This is a genomic window from Polaromonas sp. P1_F4, assembly GCF_056405675.1.
Map to the genome: position 1 here is coordinate 81,055 of NZ_JBFUBP010000004.1, position 17,617 is coordinate 98,671.

The following is a 17,617-nucleotide window of genomic DNA, read 5'->3' on the forward strand; positions in this document are numbered from 1 at the left end:
CCCCATGATTTCTGAACAAACCAGAGAGCGCTTCGACCGCGAAGTCGCCAAATACCCCGCGGACCAGAAGCAGTCGGCCGTTATGGCCTGTCTGACCATCCTGCAGGAAGAGCACGGCTACGTGAGCGCCGAGAGCGAAAAAGTCGTGGCCGAATACCTCGGCATGGCGCCGATCGCCGTGCATGAAGTCACCACTTTCTACAACATGTACAACCAGCGCCCCGTTGGCAAGTACAAGCTCAATGTCTGTACCAACCTGCCATGCCAGTTGCGCGATGGCGCCAAGGCGCTCAAGCACCTGGAGCACAAGCTCGGCATCGCCATGGGCGAAACCAGCGCCGACGGCCTTTTCACGCTGCAGCAGTCCGAATGCCTGGGCGCCTGCGCGGACTCCCCGGTGATGCTCGTCAACGACCTCACCATGTGCAGCTTCATGAGCAACGAGAAGCTGGACCAACTCATCGAGGGTCTTCAATCCGCCGAGGCAAAGCAACCATGACGCTCGCACCCCTGACACCCAACAGCGCAGCCGCGCAGAGCGTGCTGTCCCAGTTCTCGGCCACTGGCGTTCAGACCTGCTTCCATGGCCGGCACATCAACCCGCAAATCCTCGCCGATCTAGACGGCAGCAACTGGCGGCTCAAGGACTACGAAGCGCGTGGCGGCTACCAGGCCCTGCGCAAGATCCTCAAGCAGGACGGCGGCGAGGGCATGACGCCCGACCAGGTCATCGCTGAAGTCAAGGCCGGCAGCTTGCGCGGCCGCGGTGGCGCGGGTTTCCCGACCGGACTCAAGTGGAGCTTCATGCCGCGCCAGTTTCCGGGACAGAAATACCTGGTCTGCAATTCGGACGAGGGCGAGCCGGGCACCTGCAAAGACCGCGACATCATGCAGTACAACCCGCACAGCGTGATCGAGGGCATGGCGATCGCCGCCTACGCCATGGGCATCAGCGTGGGCTACAACTACATCCACGGCGAAATCTTCGCGACCTACCAGCGTTTTGAAGAAGCGCTGGAAGAAGCGCGCGCCGCCGGCCTGCTGGGCAACAACATCTTCGGCAGCGGTTTCAGCTTCCAGCTCCATGCCTCGCACGGCTTCGGCGCCTACATCTGCGGCGAAGAAACCGCGCTGCTCGAATCGCTCGAAGGCAAAAAAGGCCAGCCGCGCTTCAAGCCGCCGTTTCCGGCCAGCTTCGGCCTCTACGGCAAGCCCACCACCATCAACAACACCGAGACCTTCGCGGCCGTGCCCTGGATCATCCGCAACGGCGGTCAGGCCTACCTCGAATGCGGCAAGCCTAACAACGGCGGCACCAAGATTTATTCGGTGTCGGGTGACGTCGAGTTGCCGGGTAACTATGAAGTGCCCATGGGCACGCCGTTCTCCAAGTTGCTGGAACTCGCCGGCGGCGTGCGCAAGGGCCGCACGCTCAAGGCCGTGATTCCCGGTGGATCGTCGGCGCCCGTGCTGCCAGCCTCCATCATGATGGAATGCACCATGGACTACGACTCCATCGCCAAGGCCGGCTCCATGCTGGGTTCGGGCGCGGTGATCGTCATGGACGACAGCCGTTGCATGGTCGAGTCGCTCAAGCGCCTGTCTTACTTCTATATGCACGAATCCTGCGGGCAATGCACGCCTTGCCGCGAAGGCACGGGCTGGCTCTGGCGTGTCGTGGACCGAATCCACAACGGCCACGGCAAGCAAACCGACATGGACTTGTTGAACTCGGTGGCCGACAACATCCAGGGCCGCACCATCTGCGCGCTGGGCGATGCCGCGGCCATGCCGGTGCGCGCCATGATCAAACACTTCCGCCATGAGTTTGAAGCCATGATCAAGACGCCAGCCCATCAGCCGCCTGCATCCCAGGCTTCGGCCGTCGCGCAAGCCTGAGTCCCGGAAAGAAAAAAATATGGTTGAAATAGAACTCGACGGCCAGAAGGTGGAAGTGCTTGAAGGCAGCACGGTGATGCATGCTGCTGAAAAAGCCGGCACCTACATTCCGCACTTCTGCTATCACAAGAAACTCAGCATTGCCGCCAACTGCCGCATGTGCCTGGTCGACGTGGAGAAGGCGCCCAAGCCCATGCCGGCCTGCGCTACGCCCGTCACGCAAGGCATGATCGTGCGCACCAAGAACGACAAAGCCATCAAGGCCCAGAAGGGTGTGATGGAGTTCCTGCTGATCAACCACCCGCTGGACTGCCCGATCTGCGATCAGGGCGGCGAATGCCAGCTGCAGGACCTGGCCGTCGGTTACGGCGGCAGCGAATCGCGCTACGAGGAAGAAAAGCGCGTCGTCTTCCACAAGGACGTGGGCCCGCTGATTTCCATGCAGGAGATGAGCCGCTGCATCCATTGCACGCGCTGCGTGCGTTTCGGTCAGGAAGTGGCCGGCGTGATGGAACTCGGCATGTCGCATCGCGGCGAGCACGCCGAAATCGAAACCTTCGTCGGTATGTCGGTGGACTCCGAGCTGTCCGGCAACATGATAGACATCTGCCCGGTCGGCGCGCTGACCAGCAAGCCTTTCCGTTACAGCGCCCGCACCTGGGAACTGTCGCGCCGCAAGTCGGTCAGCCCGCACGACTCGACCGGTGCCAACCTGATTGTCCAGGTCAAGAGCAACAAGGTCATGCGCGTCGTGCCGCTCGAGAATGAAGACGTCAACGAATGCTGGATCGCCGACCGCGACCGCTTCTCGTATGAAGCCCTCAACGGCGACGAACGCCTGACCAGCCCCATGCTCAAGCAGGGCGGCGAATGGAAGGCTGTCGACTGGCAGACCGCGCTCGAGTACGTGGCCAACGGCCTCAAACAAATCAAGGCCGACTACGGTGCCAACAGCATTGGCACTCTGGCCAGCCCGCACAGCACGCTCGAAGAGCTCTACCTCGCCGCCTCGTTGATGCGTGGTCTCGGCAGCGAGAACATCGATTACCGCCTGCGCAACGCTGAATTCACCGCGCCGTCGGCCATCCGCTGGCTGGGCACCTCCATCGCTTCACTGTCGCAACTGCAGCGCGTGCTCGTGGTCGGTTCCAACCTGCGCAAGGACCATCCACTGTTCGCGCAGCGCATACGTCAGGCGGTTCGCAAGGGTGGGGCACTCAGCGTCATTAATTCCGCTACCGAACTGGCGAGCGCCGACGCATGGGCCATGCCCGTCGCCAACACATTGCTGGCAGCGCCTGAAGCCTGGGCCCAGGCTCTGGCCGATGTGGCCGCCGCGATTGCCGCTGGCAAGGGTGTCGCAGCGCCCGCCGCCGGCCAGGCCACCGACGCCGCCAAGGCCGTCGCCAAGTCCTTGCTGGGTGGCGAACGCAAAGCCATTTTGCTGGGCAACGCCGCGGCGCACCACGCCAAGGCCTCCAGCCTGCTGGTGCTTGCCAACTGGATCGCTGCGCAAACCGGCGCCACCGTGGGCTACCTCACGGAAGCTGCCAATACCGTGGGTGCCCAACTGGCCGGCGCCTTGCCTGCGGGCAAGGGCCTGAATGCCGGTCAGATGCTGGGTGGCCAGCTCAAGGCCGTGATCCTGCTCAACAACGAACCCGAGTTTGACTCGGCTGCCGGCGCCAGCACCAAGTCCTCGCTCAACGCCGCACAGATGGTCGTGACGCTGAGCCCTTTCAAGGCCAACATGGGCTTCAGCGATGTGCTGCTGCCGATTGCGCCTTTCACCGAAACGCCCGGCACCTTTGTGAACGCCGAGGGCCGCGTGCAAAGCTTTCACGCCGTCGTCAAGCCGCTGGGCGATGCCCGTCCGGCCTGGAAGGTGCTGCGCGTGCTCGCCAACGTGCTGGGCTTGCCCGGCTTTGATTTCGAATCGTCGCAGGACGTGCTCAAGCAGGTCGCGGATGCCGATGCGACGCAGCTTCCCGCGGACAAGCTCGGCAACAGCACCCAGGCCGCTATCGACCTGTCGGCTGCTATCGTCCAGGTGCCTGCGGTGGCCAGCATTTACCAGCTCGACGGGCTGGTCAGGCGCGCCACATCGCTGCAGCTGACGGCGGATGCCCGCCAGGCCGCCGCCAAGCTCGAAGGAGTGACGGCATGATTGATGGAATCTTCGCGTTTGGCCAGGGTTTGATGGGCGGCATCTGGCCGGCCACGGTATGGCCTGTGTTGTGGACCCTCATCAAGATCGTCTGCGTGCTGCTGCCGCTGATGGGCCTCGTGGCTTACCTGACCTTGTGGGAGCGCAAGGCCATCGGCTTCACCCAGATCCGCCTTGGGCCCAACCGCGTCGGGCCTTTTGGCCTGCTGCAGCCGATTGCCGATGCGCTCAAGTTGCTGACCAAGGAAATCATCATTCCCACGGCGGCCAGCAAGGGCCTGTTCGTGCTCGGTCCCATCATGACGATCATGCCGGCCCTGGCCGCCTGGGCCGTGATTCCCTTCGGACCCGAGATCGCGCTGGCCAACATCAACGCCGGCCTGCTGTTCCTGATGGCCATCACCTCGCTGGAGGTCTATGGCGTGATCATCGCGGGCTGGGCTTCGAACTCCAAGTACGCATTCCTCGGCGCCATGCGCGCTTCGGCGCAAATGGTCAGCTATGAAATCGCCATGGGCTTCTGTCTGGTGGTGGTGCTCATGGTGTCCGGCAGCCTGAACATGACCGACATCGTGATGAGCCAGGGCAAGGGCATGCTGGCAAGCAACGGATGGACTTTCCTGTCCTGGAACTGGCTGCCGCTGCTGCCGATTTTTGTCGTGTACTTCATCTCCGGCCTGGCCGAAACCAACCGCCATCCCTTCGATGTCGTCGAAGGCGAGTCCGAAATCGTGGCCGGCCATATGGTCGAGTACTCGGGCATGGCTTTCGCGATGTTCTTCCTCGCCGAATACGCGAACATGTGGCTTGTTGCCATTCTGGCCGTATTGCTGTTCCTGGGCGGTTGGTTGCCACCTGTCGAAGCCCTGAGTTTCATCCCCGGCTGGATCTGGCTCGGCGCCAAGACTTTTGTGGTGGTCACCATGTTCCTGTGGGTGCGCGCCACCTTCCCGCGCTTTCGTTATGACCAGATCATGCGTTTGGGTTGGAAGATTTTTATCCCCGTGACCCTGGTCTGGCTGGTGGTCGTCGGGGCCTGGATGCAGACGCCGTACAACATCTGGAAGTGACTATGAGCCCCCACGTTCGCTCACTTCGTGTAGCTCTCTGCCCCCCGAGGGGGCCGCTGCGCCTGCGGTCTGGCAAAGCCAGTCCCGCGGCCCCTGCTTGCATCAACGCATCGCCGGCAAGCTCCACTTCCGCAGGAAATTGATATGTCCACCGTAGCCTCCATCAAAGACTTTGCGTCGAGCTTCATGCTCACCGAGCTGTTCAAGGGCATGGCCCTGACCGGCAAGTACATGTTCAGCCGCAAGATCACGGTTCAGTTCCCTGAGGAAAAGACCCCGCTGAGCCCGCGTTTTCGCGGCCTGCACGCGTTGCGCCGCTATGAGAACGGCGAAGAGCGCTGCATTGCCTGCAAGCTCTGCGAAGCGGTGTGCCCGGCGATGGCCATCACCATCGAATCCGACGTGCGTGAAGACGGCAGCCGCCGCACCTCGCGCTACGACATCGACCTGACCAAATGCATCTTCTGCGGTTTCTGCGAAGAAAGCTGCCCGGTCGATTCCATTGTTGAGACCCACATCTTTGAATACCACGGCGAAAAGCGCGGCGACCTGTATTTCACCAAAGAGATGCTGCTGGCCGTGGGCGATCGGTATGAATCCGAAATTGCCGCCAACCGCGCGGCAGACGCAAAGTACCGCTGAATCCCAAGCCGCTGGCTCAAGAAAGAATCCACAACAACATGGACGCTAAAACAGGTCTTTTTTATGTTTTTGCCGCAGTGCTGCTGTTTGCAGCATTCAAGGTGATTACCGCGCGCAACCCCGTGCATGCGGCGCTATACCTCGTGCTGGCATTCTTCCAGGCATCCGCCGTCTGGATCCTGCTGAAGGCTGAGTTCCTGGCCATCACGCTGGTGCTGGTCTATGTGGGCGCCGTGATGGTGCTGTTCCTGTTTGTCGTGATGATGCTGGACATCAATATTGACAGTGTGCGCAAAGGTTTCTGGAAGCACTTCCCGCTGGCCGGTTCCGTGGGCGCCATCATCGCGCTGGAAATGTCTTACGTGCTGATGGGTGGTTTTCGTGAGCCACCCAAGGCCGCGACCGCCGCGGGCCAGATAGGCGCGCAGGTCTCCAATACCAAGGAGCTCGGCAAACTGCTGTACTCCGAATACCTCTATCCGCTGGAAGTCGCCGCGGTGATTCTGCTGGTAGCCATCATTGCCGCCATCGCACTGACCTTGCGTGCACGCAAGGACTCCAAATACCAGAACCCTTCAGAGCAGATCCGGGTCAAGCGTGCAGATCGTGTGAGCCTGGTCAAAATGAAATCTGTTGTGGCCGCACCGGTTGTCGCCGCGGCACCTGCTGCCGCCGAGGAGAAGAAGGCATGACGCTCACCCTGGGACATTTTCTTTCGCTGGGCGCGATGCTGTTCGCGCTGTCGGTCATCGGCATCTTCCTGAACCGCAAAAACCTGATCGTGCTGCTCATGGCCATCGAGCTGATGCTGCTGGCCGTCAACATGAATTTTGTGGCCTTCTCTTATTACCTGAACGACATGGCCGGACAGGTGTTCGTGTTTTTCATTCTGACCGTCGCGGCGGCTGAATCGGCCATCGGCCTGGCCATCCTGGTGCTGCTGTTCCGCAACAAGTCCAGCATCAACGTAGACGAACTCAATACGCTCCAGGGCTAATGATGACGCTCCCCCCCGAAGCGGCCTCCGGCCGCCTCCCCCTCAAGGGGGCGCCGCTGACGGCCCGGCAAAGCCGGTTCCGTGGCGGCCCTGGCATGGCTTCCTTGTTTGCCTGCGTAACTTGCTTGGCGGAAAAAAACTAATATGGCATCAACCCTCAACGCTTCAACTCTGCTGGCCGTTCCGTTGGCACCCTTGGCCGGCGCCCTGGCGGCCGGTATCCTCGGCACCTCTTTCGGCGGCAACTGGATAGGCCGTCGCCTCTCGCACAGCCTGACCATCCTCGGCGTGCTGGTGGCCTTCATCATTTCGGCAATGACGCTCAAGAGCGTGGCCATCGACGGCGCGCGTTTCAATGAAACGCTCTACACCTGGATGAACGTCGGCGGCCTGAAAATGGAAATTGGCTTCCTGGTCGACGGCCTCACAGCCATGATGATGTGCGTGGTGACCTTTGTGTCGCTCATGGTGCACATTTACACCATCGGTTACATGGAAGAAGATGAGGGCTACAACCGCTTTTTTGCCTACATCTCGCTGTTCACCTTCTCCATGCTGATGCTGGTGATGAGCAACAACATGCTGCAGCTGTTCTTCGGCTGGGAAGCCGTGGGCCTGGTGTCTTACCTGCTGATCGGCTTCTGGTTCAACAAGCCGACCGCCATCTTCGCGAACATGAAGGCCTTCCTCGTCAACCGCGTGGGCGACTTCGGTTTCATCCTCGGCATTGGCCTGATCGCTGCCTATGCCGGCACGCTGAACTACGGCGAGGCCTTTGCCAAGGCCGGCGAGCTTTCCAAGCTGAGCTTCCCGGGCACCGGCTGGATGCTGGTGACCGTGATCTGCATCTGCCTCTTCATTGGCGCCATGGGCAAGTCGGCGCAATTCCCTTTGCACGTCTGGTTGCCAGATTCCATGGAAGGCCCAACCCCGATCTCCGCGCTGATTCATGCGGCAACCATGGTGACGGCCGGCATCTTCATGGTGGCGCGCATGTCACCGCTGTTTGAGCTCAGCGATACCGCGCTCAGCTTCATCATGGTGATAGGTGCCATTACGGCGCTGTTCATGGGCTTTCTCGGCATTATCCAGAACGACATCAAACGTGTGGTCGCGTATTCCACGCTCTCGCAACTGGGTTACATGACGGTGGCATTGGGCGCCTCGGCTTATTCCGTCGCGGTGTTCCATCTGATGACGCACGCCTTCTTCAAGGCGCTGCTGTTCCTGGCCGCCGGCTCGGTCATCATCGGCATGCAGCACAACCAGGACATCCGCTGGATGGGCGGCGTGCGCAAGTACATGCCTATCACCTGGATCACCTCACTGCTGGGCACACTGGCCCTCATAGGCACGCCTTTGTTCGCGGGGTTCTACTCCAAGGACAGCATCATCGAAGCCGTGCACGAAAGCCACCTGGCCGGTGCCGGCTTTGCCTACTTCGCGGTGCTGGCGGGCGTCTTCGTGACGGCTTTCTATTCGTTCCGCTTGTATTTCCTGGTGTTCCACGGCAAGGAACGTTATGACCAGAACCCCGATGCGCACCACCATGGCCACGACGACCACGGCCACCATGACGAGCACCACGAGCCGCACGAATCCCCCTGGGTCGTGACGGTGCCGTTGATTCTGCTGGCGATTCCGTCCGTCGTCATCGGTTTTATGACAATTGAGCCCATGTTATACGGCGAGTTTTTCAAGGGCGCCATCGTGGTGAATCTCGAAAAACACCCAGCCATGGAAGAACTCAAGCAGCTGTTCCATGGCCCGGCCCAGATGGCCTTGCACGGCCTCACGGCTGCGCCGTTCTGGCTGGCCCTGTCGGGCTCAGTGCTGGCCTGGTACATGTACATGATCAACCCGGCCCTGCCGGCCGCGATCAAGCGCATGTGCATGCCAGTCTTCACGTTGCTCGAGAACAAGTACTACCTTGACTGGTTCAATGAGAACGTATTGGCCCGGGGCACGCGCGCACTTGGTACCGCACTCTGGAAGGGCGGCGACCAGAAGTTGATCGATGGCGCGCTGGTCAACGGTTCATGGAAGCTGGTCGGCTGGGTTTCCGGCATAGTGCGCCGGCTGCAGTCCGGCTATATCTACCACTATGCCTTCGGCATGATCATTGGCGTGTTTGTGTTGATGACGTATTTCGTCTGGCTCAATCGCTGATCAGTTCAACAAAATCAAGGAAGAACAAGAATGGGTTTGTTGAGTCTTGCGATCTGGACGCCGATTGTTTTCGGTGTGGTTCTGCTGGCGCTGGGCCGTGACGAGCAGGCACGCAGCGTTCGCTGGGTCGCGCTGATAGGCGCGGTCGTCAGTTTCCTGGTGACGCTGCCTTTGTACAGCGGTTTTCAGCTGGACACGTCGGCCATGCAGTTTGTCGAAAAAGGCAGCTGGATCCAGCGGTTTAATGTCAACTACCACGTGGGTGTTGACGGCATTTCGCTGTGGTTTGTGCTGCTGACGGCTTTCATCAATGTGGTCGTCATCATCGCCAGCTGGGAAGCCATCACCACGCGCGTCAACCAGTACATGGCTTCTTTCCTGATCCTGAGCGGGCTCATGATCGGCGTGTTTGCGGCACTGGACGGCATTCTGTTTTACGTGTTCTTTGAAGCCACGCTGATCCCGATGTACCTGATCATCGGCATCTGGGGCGGCCCCAACAAGATCTACGCGGCGTTCAAATTTTTCCTGTACACACTGCTCGGTTCCCTGCTGATGCTGGTGGCACTGATCTTCCTGTACAACAAGTCGGGTGGCAGTTTCGACATCCTGACCTGGCACAAACTGCCACTGGGCAGCACGGTGCAGACATTGCTGTTCTTCGCCTTCTTCGCGGCCTTCGCCGTCAAGGTGCCGATGTGGCCGGTCCACACCTGGCTGCCCGATGTGCACGTTGAAGCCCCCACCGGTGGCTCGGCCGTGCTGGCTGCCATCATGCTGAAGCTGGGCGCTTACGGTTTTCTGCGCTTCTCGATGCCAATAGCCCCGGATGCCGCGCATGAATGGTCCTGGCTGATGATTGCCCTGTCCTTGATTGCTGTCATCTATGTTGGTTTGGTTGCACTGGTGCAGCAGGACATGAAAAAGCTGGTGGCTTATTCGTCAGTGGCCCATATGGGCTTTGTCACCCTGGGTTTTTTCATCTTCAATGACCTGGGGGTTTCCGGCGGCATCGTGCAAATGATTGCCCACGGTTTTGTGTCGGGCGCGATGTTCCTGTGCATTGGTGTACTGTACGACCGCGTCCATTCGCGCGAGATCGCCAGCTACGGCGGCGTGGTGAACACCATGCCCAAGTTTGCGGCCTTTGCGCTGCTGTTTGCCATGGCCAACTGCGGCCTTCCGGCCACAGCCGGTTTCGTCGGCGAGTGGATGGTGATTCTGGGTGCGGTCAAATACAACTTCTGGATAGGCGGCGCGGCAGCGACGGCACTCATATTTGGCGCAGCCTACACCCTGTGGATGTACAAGCGCGTTTACCTGGGCCCCGTGGCCAATGACGACGTCAAGGCACTCGTCGACATCAACAGCCGCGAATTCCTGATGCTGGCGTTGTTGGCTATCGCTGTGCTGTACATGGGCATCTATCCCAAGCCGTTTACCGATGTGATGAATACTTCAGTGGCGGACCTGCTCAAGCATGTCGCAGCCTCCAAACTGAACTGAAGATGAACCGACGCAACTACAAAGAATTCAGATGATTGACAAACTCTCCTGGATCACGGTTTATCCGGAAATCGTCCTCCTGACCATGGCCTGCGTGATTGCGCTGGTGGACCTGGGCGTCAAGACGCCGCAGCGTACGCTGACCTACGTGCTCACGCTGTTGACCCTGGCCGTCGTGGCGGCCATGGAGGCTGCCTACGCATCTGGAGGCCAGACCTTCTATGGTTTCGGCAACATGGTTGTCAGCGACCCCATGGGCGGCTGGCTCAAGTGCTTTGCCTGTGTCACCGTGATGATTACGCTGGTCTACGGTCGCCCTTACGCGGCAGATCGCGACATGCTGCGCGGCGGTGAGTTCTTCACCCTGAGCCTGTTCGCGCTGCTGGGCATGTTCGTCATGATCTCGGGCCACAACTTTCTGGTGATCTACATGGGCCTGGAATTGCTGACGCTGTCCAGCTATGCGCTGGTGGCCCTGCGTCGCGACAACGCCACTGCCACCGAAGCCGCCATGAAGTACTTCGTGCTGGGCGCGCTGGCTTCGGGTTTCCTGCTGTATGGTCTTTCGATGCTGTACGGCGCGACCGGCTCCCTGGACCTCAACGAAGTGTTCAACGCGATTGCCAGCCGCCAGGTCAAGCATCAGGTACTGATTTTCGGCTTGGTCTTCATCGTGGCTGGCCTGGCCTTCAAACTGGGCGCTGTGCCTTTCCATATGTGGCTGCCTGACGTCTACCAGGGTGCGCCTACAGCCGTGACCCTCCTGATCGGTGGAGCGCCGCAGCTCGCGGCCTTTGCGATCTGTATCCGCCTGCTGGTCGAAGGCCTGTTGCCGCTGGCAATTGACTGGCAGCAGATGCTGGGATTGATGGCGATCGGCTCGCTGCTGGTGGGTAATCTGGCCGCAATTGCGCAGTCCAACCTCAAACGCATGCTGGCGTTCTCCACCATCTCGCAAATGGGTTTCCTGCTGCTCGGCTTGCTAGCCGGCGTGGTCAACGGCAACCAGCTCAACACCGAATCGGCCTACAGCGCAGCGATGTTCTATGCACTGACTTATGTGCTCACCACCCTGGGTGCTTTCGGCATCATCATGCTGCTGGCACGCGCCGGGCACGAGTCCGAAGAGATCGTCGATCTGGCCGGCCTGAACCAGCGTAGCCCGTTGTACGCCGGTGTGATGGCCATCAGCATGTTCTCGCTGGCCGGCCTGCCGCCGCTGGTGGGTTTTTATGCCAAGCTGTCCGTCCTGCAGGCGCTGATTTCGTCGCAACAAACCAGCTACATCGTGCTGGCCATTTTTGCGGTGATCATGTCGCTGGTAGGCTCCTTCTATTACTTGCGTGTGGTCAAGGTCATGTACTTTGATGCACCCTTGGCCCATAACGCCCAGCCGGTTTCTGCGCCGGCAGATGCCAAGGCAGTGCTGGCCATCAATGGTGCGCTCATCTTGATCCTGGGCATCATGCCTGGCGGTTTGATGACCTTGTGCGCGCAGTCCATCAGCAGCATCGTCAAATCACTGGGTAGCTGACCCCTGCCATGACCCAAACTGCTTCAGTCTGGCTGGTCGTGCTGCTGGCCTTGCTGGCAGCCAACCTGCCTTTCATCAGCAATCGCCTGTTCGCGGTCTACGCGCTCAAGTTGCCGAAAAACCTGGCAATCAGGGCCGCAGAGCTGGTGGTCTGGTACCTGGTTGTCGGCGGTCTGGGTTTATACCTTGAGCAGCGGAGCGGCCAGATTGCACCGCAAGGCTGGGAGTTTTATGCCATCACCGGCACGCTCTTCATCACCTTTGCGTTTCCCGGATTTACCTGGCGCTACCTGTTCAAGCACCGCCCATGAGCGCGTCTTCCGATCCTGATCAAGCCGGTGCAATTGCCGACGCGCACCTCGTCGAGACCTGCATCGACTCGGTCGAGATCCTGAAAGGGAATTTCCTGCATGCCTTGCGTGATACCGTCAGGCTGCCCGACGGCAAGCAGGCAACGCGCGAATACGTCATTCACTCCGGTGCAGTGATGATCGTGGCCCAACTGGACGACGGGCGTCTGGTGCTGGAACGCCAGTATCGCTACCCCATGCGTGCCGTGATGGTGGAGTTTCCTGCGGGCAAGCTCGATCCAGGCGAAGGCTCGCTGGCCTGCGCGCAGCGTGAACTGCTGGAGGAAACCGGTTACACCGCGCGTGAGTGGGCGAGGGCGGGTGTGCTGCATCCGGTGATTTCCTATTCCACCGAATTTATTGACATCTGGTTCGCGCGTGGGCTGGCCCTCGGCCAGCGCAAGCTGGATGCCGGGGAGTTTCTGGACGTCTTTACGGCAACACTCCCTGAGCTTCTTGCCTGGTGCGCCAGCGGCGAGGTCACGGATGCAAAAACGTTGACAGGCGCGCTGTGGTTGCAAAACGTGCTGTCCGGTGCGTGGGCTTTGGACTGGCAAGCTGCAACCCCCTGATCCCCCGGCGATAATCCGGCCATGAAAGTCCTGAATCTCCAATGTGCGCACCAGCATTCATTTGAAGGCTGGTTTGCGTCCGAGGACGACTTCCAGGCCCAGCTGTCGCGCGGCCTGATCGAATGCCCGATGTGTGCCGACAAAAGCATCCAGAAACTTCCCAGTGCACCACGCCTCAACCTGGGCGGCCATGACATCGTGAGCGCTGGCAGCCGGGCTGCTGCGTCTTCATCAGTTACGATTCCGAACCCGGTTCGGGGCACCGAAGGCGAGGCCACCGCCATGGCAGGTATACCGGCCGCAAAGAATCATGCAGAGCAGGCAGCGTTCTTGAAGGCCTTGCGTCACGTGATGGCGCATACCGAAGATGTCGGCGGCCAGTTCGCAGAGCAGGCCCGCCGCATGCACTATGGCGAACTGGAGGCGCGCAGCATTCGTGGCCAGGCCAGTGCGCGCGAAGCCGTGGAACTGATCGAAGAAGGCATAGACGTCATGCCTTTGCCTTCGCTGCCTGGGATCAAGGAAACGTTGCAGTAATGACCCCCACGGTCGTTCGCTTCGCGTAACTCCCTGCCCCCGAGGGGGCGCTGCGCCTGCAGCCCGGCAAAGCCGGTTCTGCGGAGCAATAGAGCCCCCACGCTTTTCACTTCGTGTAATGCGCTGCCCCCCCGAGGGGGCGCTGCGCCTGCAGCCCGGCAAAGCCGGTTCTGCGACCCCTGCTTGAAAAGACCGTTCACTGAGTTTGGTCTCCAGCGCGAAGGGTTTCGCGCTGCCTCAGCAACTCAGGGGTACAGGCCGCGCAGCTCGCGTGTGTGCAGGATCCGCTTGCAGGCCACGATGAAGGTGGCGGTACGCAGGCTGACCTTCTGGTCTTGCGCCACGGCCCAAACACCGGCAAAGGCGTCTTTCATGATTTTCACCAGGCGCTTGTTGATTTCTTCTTCGTCCCAGAAGAAGCTGGAAAAATCCTGCACCCATTCAAAGTAGCTGACGGTCACGCCACCGGCGTTGGCGATCACGTCCGGCAGCACCAGCACGTTGCGGTCATGCAGGATGTCGTCGGCGGCGGGCGTGGTCGGGCCGTTCGCGCCTTCAATGATCATGCGCGCCTTGATGCGGCCGGCATTGGCCGCCGTGATCTGCTGCTCAAGTGCGGCCGGGATCAGGATGTCGCACTCCACGTCCCAGAACGCGTCGTTGGCAATGACTTCGGCTTCGGTGAATCCGGCCACGCTGCCGTTGGCTTCCACATGACGCAGCAGCGCCGGCACATCGAGGCCGGCTTCACGGTAAATCGTGCCACCGTGGTCTTGCACCGCGACCACGCGTGCACCGGTTTCGGCAAACAGTTTGCCCGCCACGCCGCCCACATTGCCAAAGCCCTGCACGGCGACTCGCGCCGTACTGATATCGAGGCCGATGTGCTTGGCCGCTTCGGTGCCCACGGTGAACACGCCGCGCCCCGTGGCTTCACGCCGTCCCAGCGAGCCGCCCAGGTCGACGGGCTTGCCCGTGACAACGCCGGTTGATGTGGAGCCGGTGTTCATCGAGTAGGTGTCCATCATCCACGCCATGATCTGGTCGTTGGTGTTGACGTCCGGCGCCGGGATGTCCTTGTTGGGGCCGATGATGATGCCGATTTCGCTGGTGTAGCGGCGCGTCATGCGCTCCAGCTCGCCACGCGAAAGCTTCTTCGGGTCGACGCGGATGCCGCCTTTGGCGCCGCCGTAAGGCACGTTCACCGCCGCGTTCTTGACCGACATCCAGGCCGACAGCGCCATCACTTCAGACAGCGTGACGTCCTGGTGGAAACGCACGCCGCCCTTGCCTGGGCCGCGCGAAACGTTGTGCTGCACACGGTAGCCTTCAAAGTGCGCCACGGTGCCGTCGTCCATGTGAATCGGCACGTCCACGATCAGCACACGCTTGGGCCGCTTGAGGGTTTCAGCCCAGCGCGCCAGGCTGCCCAGGTGCGGAATGACGCGGTCTACCTGCTGCAGGTAGTTGCCCCAGGGGCCCAGGTTGTCCGCCTGCAGGTAAGACGGAAGCGGGTGAGACCCGGCGGGGGTGGGAACGGAAGAGGCTGCGTGTGACATTGAAAAAGCTCCTTGTGGGATTTCTTGCGGGAAAGTCTGCGGGAAGAATCAATCCACGGAGCTTAAGAGCCCCGGTCTAAATAGTCCAAGGCATTGTTGAGTAAAATCTATGCAAATAATGCATATCACTGATTTTGATGGCAGCTGGAGCAGCGGCGAAGGCCGGGAAGCCCGCACATGCCAAGGCCGTCACACCGTGAATTGCAGCGCCGCCAGCCGCGCATAAACGCCGCCGCGGTTTACCAGCTCGGCATGCGTGCCTTGCTCCACCAGCTGCCCATGGTCCAGCACCAGGATGCGGTCAGCCTGCTGCACAGTGGCCAACCGGTGCGCAATTACCAGTGTCGTCCGGTCCTTCATGGCGGACTCCAGGGCTGCCTGAACCATGCGCTCGCTTTCGGCATCGAGCGCGCTGGTCGCTTCATCCAGCAGCAGCAGCGGGGCGTTTTTCAGCATCGCCCGGGCAATCGCAATGCGCTGGCGCTGGCCGCCGGAAAGCCGCACACCGCGCTCCCCCAGGAAGGTGTCGTAGCCTTCGGGAAGGGCTGTGATGAACTCATGCGCGAAGGCCGCCCTGGCCGCTGCACGGGTCTCTTCATCAGTGGCTTCAGGTTTGCCGTAGCGGATGTTCTCCAGCGCGCTGGTCGAGAAGATGACGGCGTCCTGCGGCACGATGCCGATGCGCTGCCGCAAATCGTGCAGCGCCATGTCGGCTGTGCGCACGCCATCCAGTTCGATGCGGCCCGAGGCCGGGTCGTAAAACCGCAGCAGCAGCTGGAACACCGTGCTCTTGCCCGCACCGCTGGGTCCCACGATGGCCACCGTTTCACCGGGCGACACGCTCAGGGAAAAGTTTGTCAGCGCGGCCTGCGCAGGCCGCGACGGGTAGTGAAATGTCACGGCATCAAATTTGACCGCGCTGCCGGCCCGCGTGACTTGTGCGGGAACCGGGTTGGCCGGTGATGCCACGGGTGAACGCGACGTCAGCAGCTCCATCAGCCGTTCGGTGGCGCCCGCAGCCCGCAGCAGGTCGCCATAGACCTCGCCCAGCACGGCCGCCGCGCTGGCCAGGATGATCACGTAAACAACTGTCTGGCCCAGGTGGCCCGCCGTGATGTCCCCACGCATTACCGCCTGCGTGCCCTGGTACAGGCCCCACAGCAGCGCCGCCGACGTAGCGATGATGATGAAGGCCACCAGCACCGAGCGCGCCCTGGTGCGGCGAATCGCGGTATTGAAGGCATTGGTCGTTGACGCATCAAAGCGCGCGGCTTCGCGGCCTTCAGCGGTGTAGCTTTGCACCACCGGAATGGCGTTAAGCACTTCGGCCGCTATCGCGCTGGAGTCTGCCACGCGGTCCTGGCTGGCGCGCGACAGCTTGCGCACACGCCGGCCAAACCAGACCGAGGGCGCCACGATCAGCACCAGCACCACCAGTACCTGCACCATGAGGTAAGGGTTGGTATAGACCAGCATGCCCAGCGCGCCCACGCCCATGACTGCATTGCGCAGGCCCATGCTGAGCGAGGAGCCCACCACCGTCTGCACCAGTGTCGTGTCCCCTGTCAGGCGCGAGAGCACTTCCCCGGTTTGCGTGGTTTCAAAAAACTCGGGGCTTTGCCGCACCACATGTGCGTAGACAGCATTGCGCAGGTCTGCCGTCACACGCTCGCCCAGCCAGCTCACCATATAGAAGCGGCCTGCCGAAAAAAGGCCCAGGGCCGCCGCCACACCAAACAGCTCAAAGAAATGGGTGCGCAGCGCCATCAGCTGCTGGCCCTTGTCCGCCGCGCTGAGCCCGCCGTCGATCAGGCTGCGCAGGGCCAGCGGAAACACCAGCGTGGCAACGGCCGCCATCACCAGGAAAAACATCGCCAGAACAATCCGCCCCCGGTACGGACGCAGGAAGGGAACGAGGCCGGAAAGGGAGCGGGGCGCGCCTTTGGGCGCATTGGAAAGGGAGGAGGTAGCCATGCGGGGAGTTTAGCCATAAAAGATGTCTGTACAAAGACAGCCTTGACAATGTTTGTCTAGGCATGTATTATTCGTGTCCATGAAATCCGAATCCAGTCGTCCGCCAGCTGCCCCAGTTCCTTCAACTCCCTTGTGTGGGTTGCCGGCCGAGTTCTATTGCGCGACGGATTACGACGCCGGACAGAGCACCGGTGCGCTGATGCGCCAGATTCTCAACAGCGTCTCCCAGCAGGTCACGCGCGAACTGGAGCCCCAGGGCCTGACGAATGCTCAGTGGGTGCCAATGCTCAAGATTTACCTCGGCAAGGCCTCCACGGTGGCAGAACTCGCCCGTGTCTGCCAGCTCGACGCCGGCTCCATGACCCGCCTGCTCGACCGGCTCGAAGCCAAGGGCTTTTGCCGCCGCATCCGCTCCAGCGAAGACAGGCGCGTGGTCAATATCGAACTGACACCCGAAGGCCGCGAAGCCGCAAAAGAAATCCCCGCGGTGCTCAGCCGTGTGCAAAACGCCCACCTGGCCGGCTTCACGGTCGAGGAGTGGCAAAACCTCAAAGGCTACCTGCGCCGCATCCTTGAAACAGCGCAGACCCTTCAAGCCCTTCAAGCAGCGAATGAAAAAGATGACAAATAACAGCAACACC

16 protein-coding genes are annotated in these 17,617 nt (G+C 61.0%); 14 read left to right on the plus strand and 2 right to left on the minus strand.

Annotated features, from left to right (window positions below; all coding sequences use genetic code 11):
- Positions 1-4 precede the first annotated feature (4 nt).
- From nuoE to AC1DYQ_RS10185, 13 genes are all read left to right on the plus strand, one after another.
- Positions 5-499 (plus strand): NADH-quinone oxidoreductase subunit NuoE, encoded by a 495-nt coding sequence (gene nuoE, locus AC1DYQ_RS10125; protein ID WP_477686681.1) that lies wholly within the window; start codon positions 5-7, stop codon positions 497-499.
- Positions 496-1,899 (plus strand): NADH-quinone oxidoreductase subunit NuoF, encoded by a 1,404-nt coding sequence (gene nuoF / locus AC1DYQ_RS10130; RefSeq protein ID WP_477686682.1) that lies wholly within the window; start codon positions 496-498, stop codon positions 1,897-1,899. The genes nuoE and nuoF overlap by 4 nt, the downstream gene beginning before the upstream one ends.
- Before the next feature lie 19 nt (positions 1,900-1,918).
- Positions 1,919-4,066 (plus strand): NADH-quinone oxidoreductase subunit NuoG, encoded by a 2,148-nt coding sequence (gene nuoG, locus AC1DYQ_RS10135; RefSeq protein WP_477686683.1) that lies wholly within the window; start codon positions 1,919-1,921, stop codon positions 4,064-4,066.
- On the plus strand, positions 4,063-5,136 hold the full coding sequence (gene nuoH, locus AC1DYQ_RS10140) for an NADH-quinone oxidoreductase subunit NuoH (protein ID WP_477671598.1): 1,074 nt from the start codon (positions 4,063-4,065) through the stop codon (positions 5,134-5,136). Before nuoG ends, nuoH begins: the two co-directional genes overlap by 4 nt.
- A gap of 144 nt (positions 5,137-5,280) precedes the next feature.
- On the plus strand, positions 5,281-5,778 hold the full coding sequence (gene nuoI, locus AC1DYQ_RS10145) for an NADH-quinone oxidoreductase subunit NuoI (RefSeq protein WP_411885440.1): 498 nt from the start codon (positions 5,281-5,283) through the stop codon (positions 5,776-5,778).
- A gap of 38 nt (positions 5,779-5,816) precedes the next feature.
- Entirely contained in the window at positions 5,817-6,470 is a 654-nt protein-coding gene (locus AC1DYQ_RS10150; RefSeq protein WP_477686684.1) for an NADH-quinone oxidoreductase subunit J, read from the plus strand.
- The gene (gene nuoK, locus AC1DYQ_RS10155) at positions 6,467-6,775 is read left to right on the plus strand and encodes an NADH-quinone oxidoreductase subunit NuoK (protein ID WP_007864437.1); all 309 of its coding nucleotides are present in this window, start codon (positions 6,467-6,469) and stop codon (positions 6,773-6,775) included. Before AC1DYQ_RS10150 ends, nuoK begins: the two co-directional genes overlap by 4 nt.
- Before the next feature lie 144 nt (positions 6,776-6,919).
- Positions 6,920-8,944, plus strand: a complete 2,025-nt coding sequence (gene nuoL / locus AC1DYQ_RS10160) for an NADH-quinone oxidoreductase subunit L (RefSeq protein WP_477686685.1) — start codon at positions 6,920-6,922, stop codon at positions 8,942-8,944.
- Between the two features lie 30 nt (positions 8,945-8,974).
- Positions 8,975-10,450, plus strand: a complete 1,476-nt coding sequence (locus tag AC1DYQ_RS10165; protein WP_457279057.1) for an NADH-quinone oxidoreductase subunit M — start codon at positions 8,975-8,977, stop codon at positions 10,448-10,450.
- Between the two features lie 31 nt (positions 10,451-10,481).
- On the plus strand, positions 10,482-11,984 hold the full coding sequence (gene nuoN / locus AC1DYQ_RS10170; RefSeq protein ID WP_477686686.1) for an NADH-quinone oxidoreductase subunit NuoN: 1,503 nt from the start codon (positions 10,482-10,484) through the stop codon (positions 11,982-11,984).
- An 8-nt stretch (positions 11,985-11,992) separates the two neighbouring features.
- Positions 11,993-12,295: a DUF2818 family protein gene (locus AC1DYQ_RS10175; RefSeq protein WP_457279055.1), complete on the plus strand. Its 303-nt coding sequence runs from the start codon at positions 11,993-11,995 to the stop codon at positions 12,293-12,295.
- Positions 12,292-12,906, plus strand: a complete 615-nt coding sequence (locus tag AC1DYQ_RS10180) for an NUDIX domain-containing protein (RefSeq protein ID WP_477686687.1) — start codon at positions 12,292-12,294, stop codon at positions 12,904-12,906. Before AC1DYQ_RS10175 ends, AC1DYQ_RS10180 begins: the two co-directional genes overlap by 4 nt.
- Positions 12,907-12,927: 21 nt before the next feature.
- Entirely contained in the window at positions 12,928-13,443 is a 516-nt protein-coding gene (locus tag AC1DYQ_RS10185; protein ID WP_477686688.1) for a DUF1178 family protein, read from the plus strand.
- 245 nt (positions 13,444-13,688) lie between these two features.
- Here the strand turns inward: AC1DYQ_RS10185 and AC1DYQ_RS10190 are convergent, their stop codons facing one another.
- Together AC1DYQ_RS10190 and AC1DYQ_RS10195 are read right to left on the minus strand one after the other, a co-directional pair.
- A complete protein-coding gene (locus tag AC1DYQ_RS10190) occupies positions 13,689-15,002 on the minus strand; it encodes a Glu/Leu/Phe/Val family dehydrogenase (RefSeq protein ID WP_477671605.1) in 1,314 nt (437 codons plus the stop codon).
- A gap of 189 nt (positions 15,003-15,191) precedes the next feature.
- The gene (locus AC1DYQ_RS10195) at positions 15,192-16,976 is read right to left on the minus strand and encodes an ABC transporter transmembrane domain-containing protein (RefSeq protein ID WP_477686689.1); all 1,785 of its coding nucleotides are present in this window, start codon (positions 16,974-16,976) and stop codon (positions 15,192-15,194) included.
- 79 nt (positions 16,977-17,055) lie between these two features.
- On the opposite strand from AC1DYQ_RS10195, the gene AC1DYQ_RS10200 reads away from it, so the two are divergent.
- Positions 17,056-17,607, plus strand: a complete 552-nt coding sequence (locus AC1DYQ_RS10200) for a MarR family winged helix-turn-helix transcriptional regulator (RefSeq protein WP_477686914.1) — start codon at positions 17,056-17,058, stop codon at positions 17,605-17,607.
- The last annotated feature ends 10 nt before the right edge of the window (positions 17,608-17,617 follow it).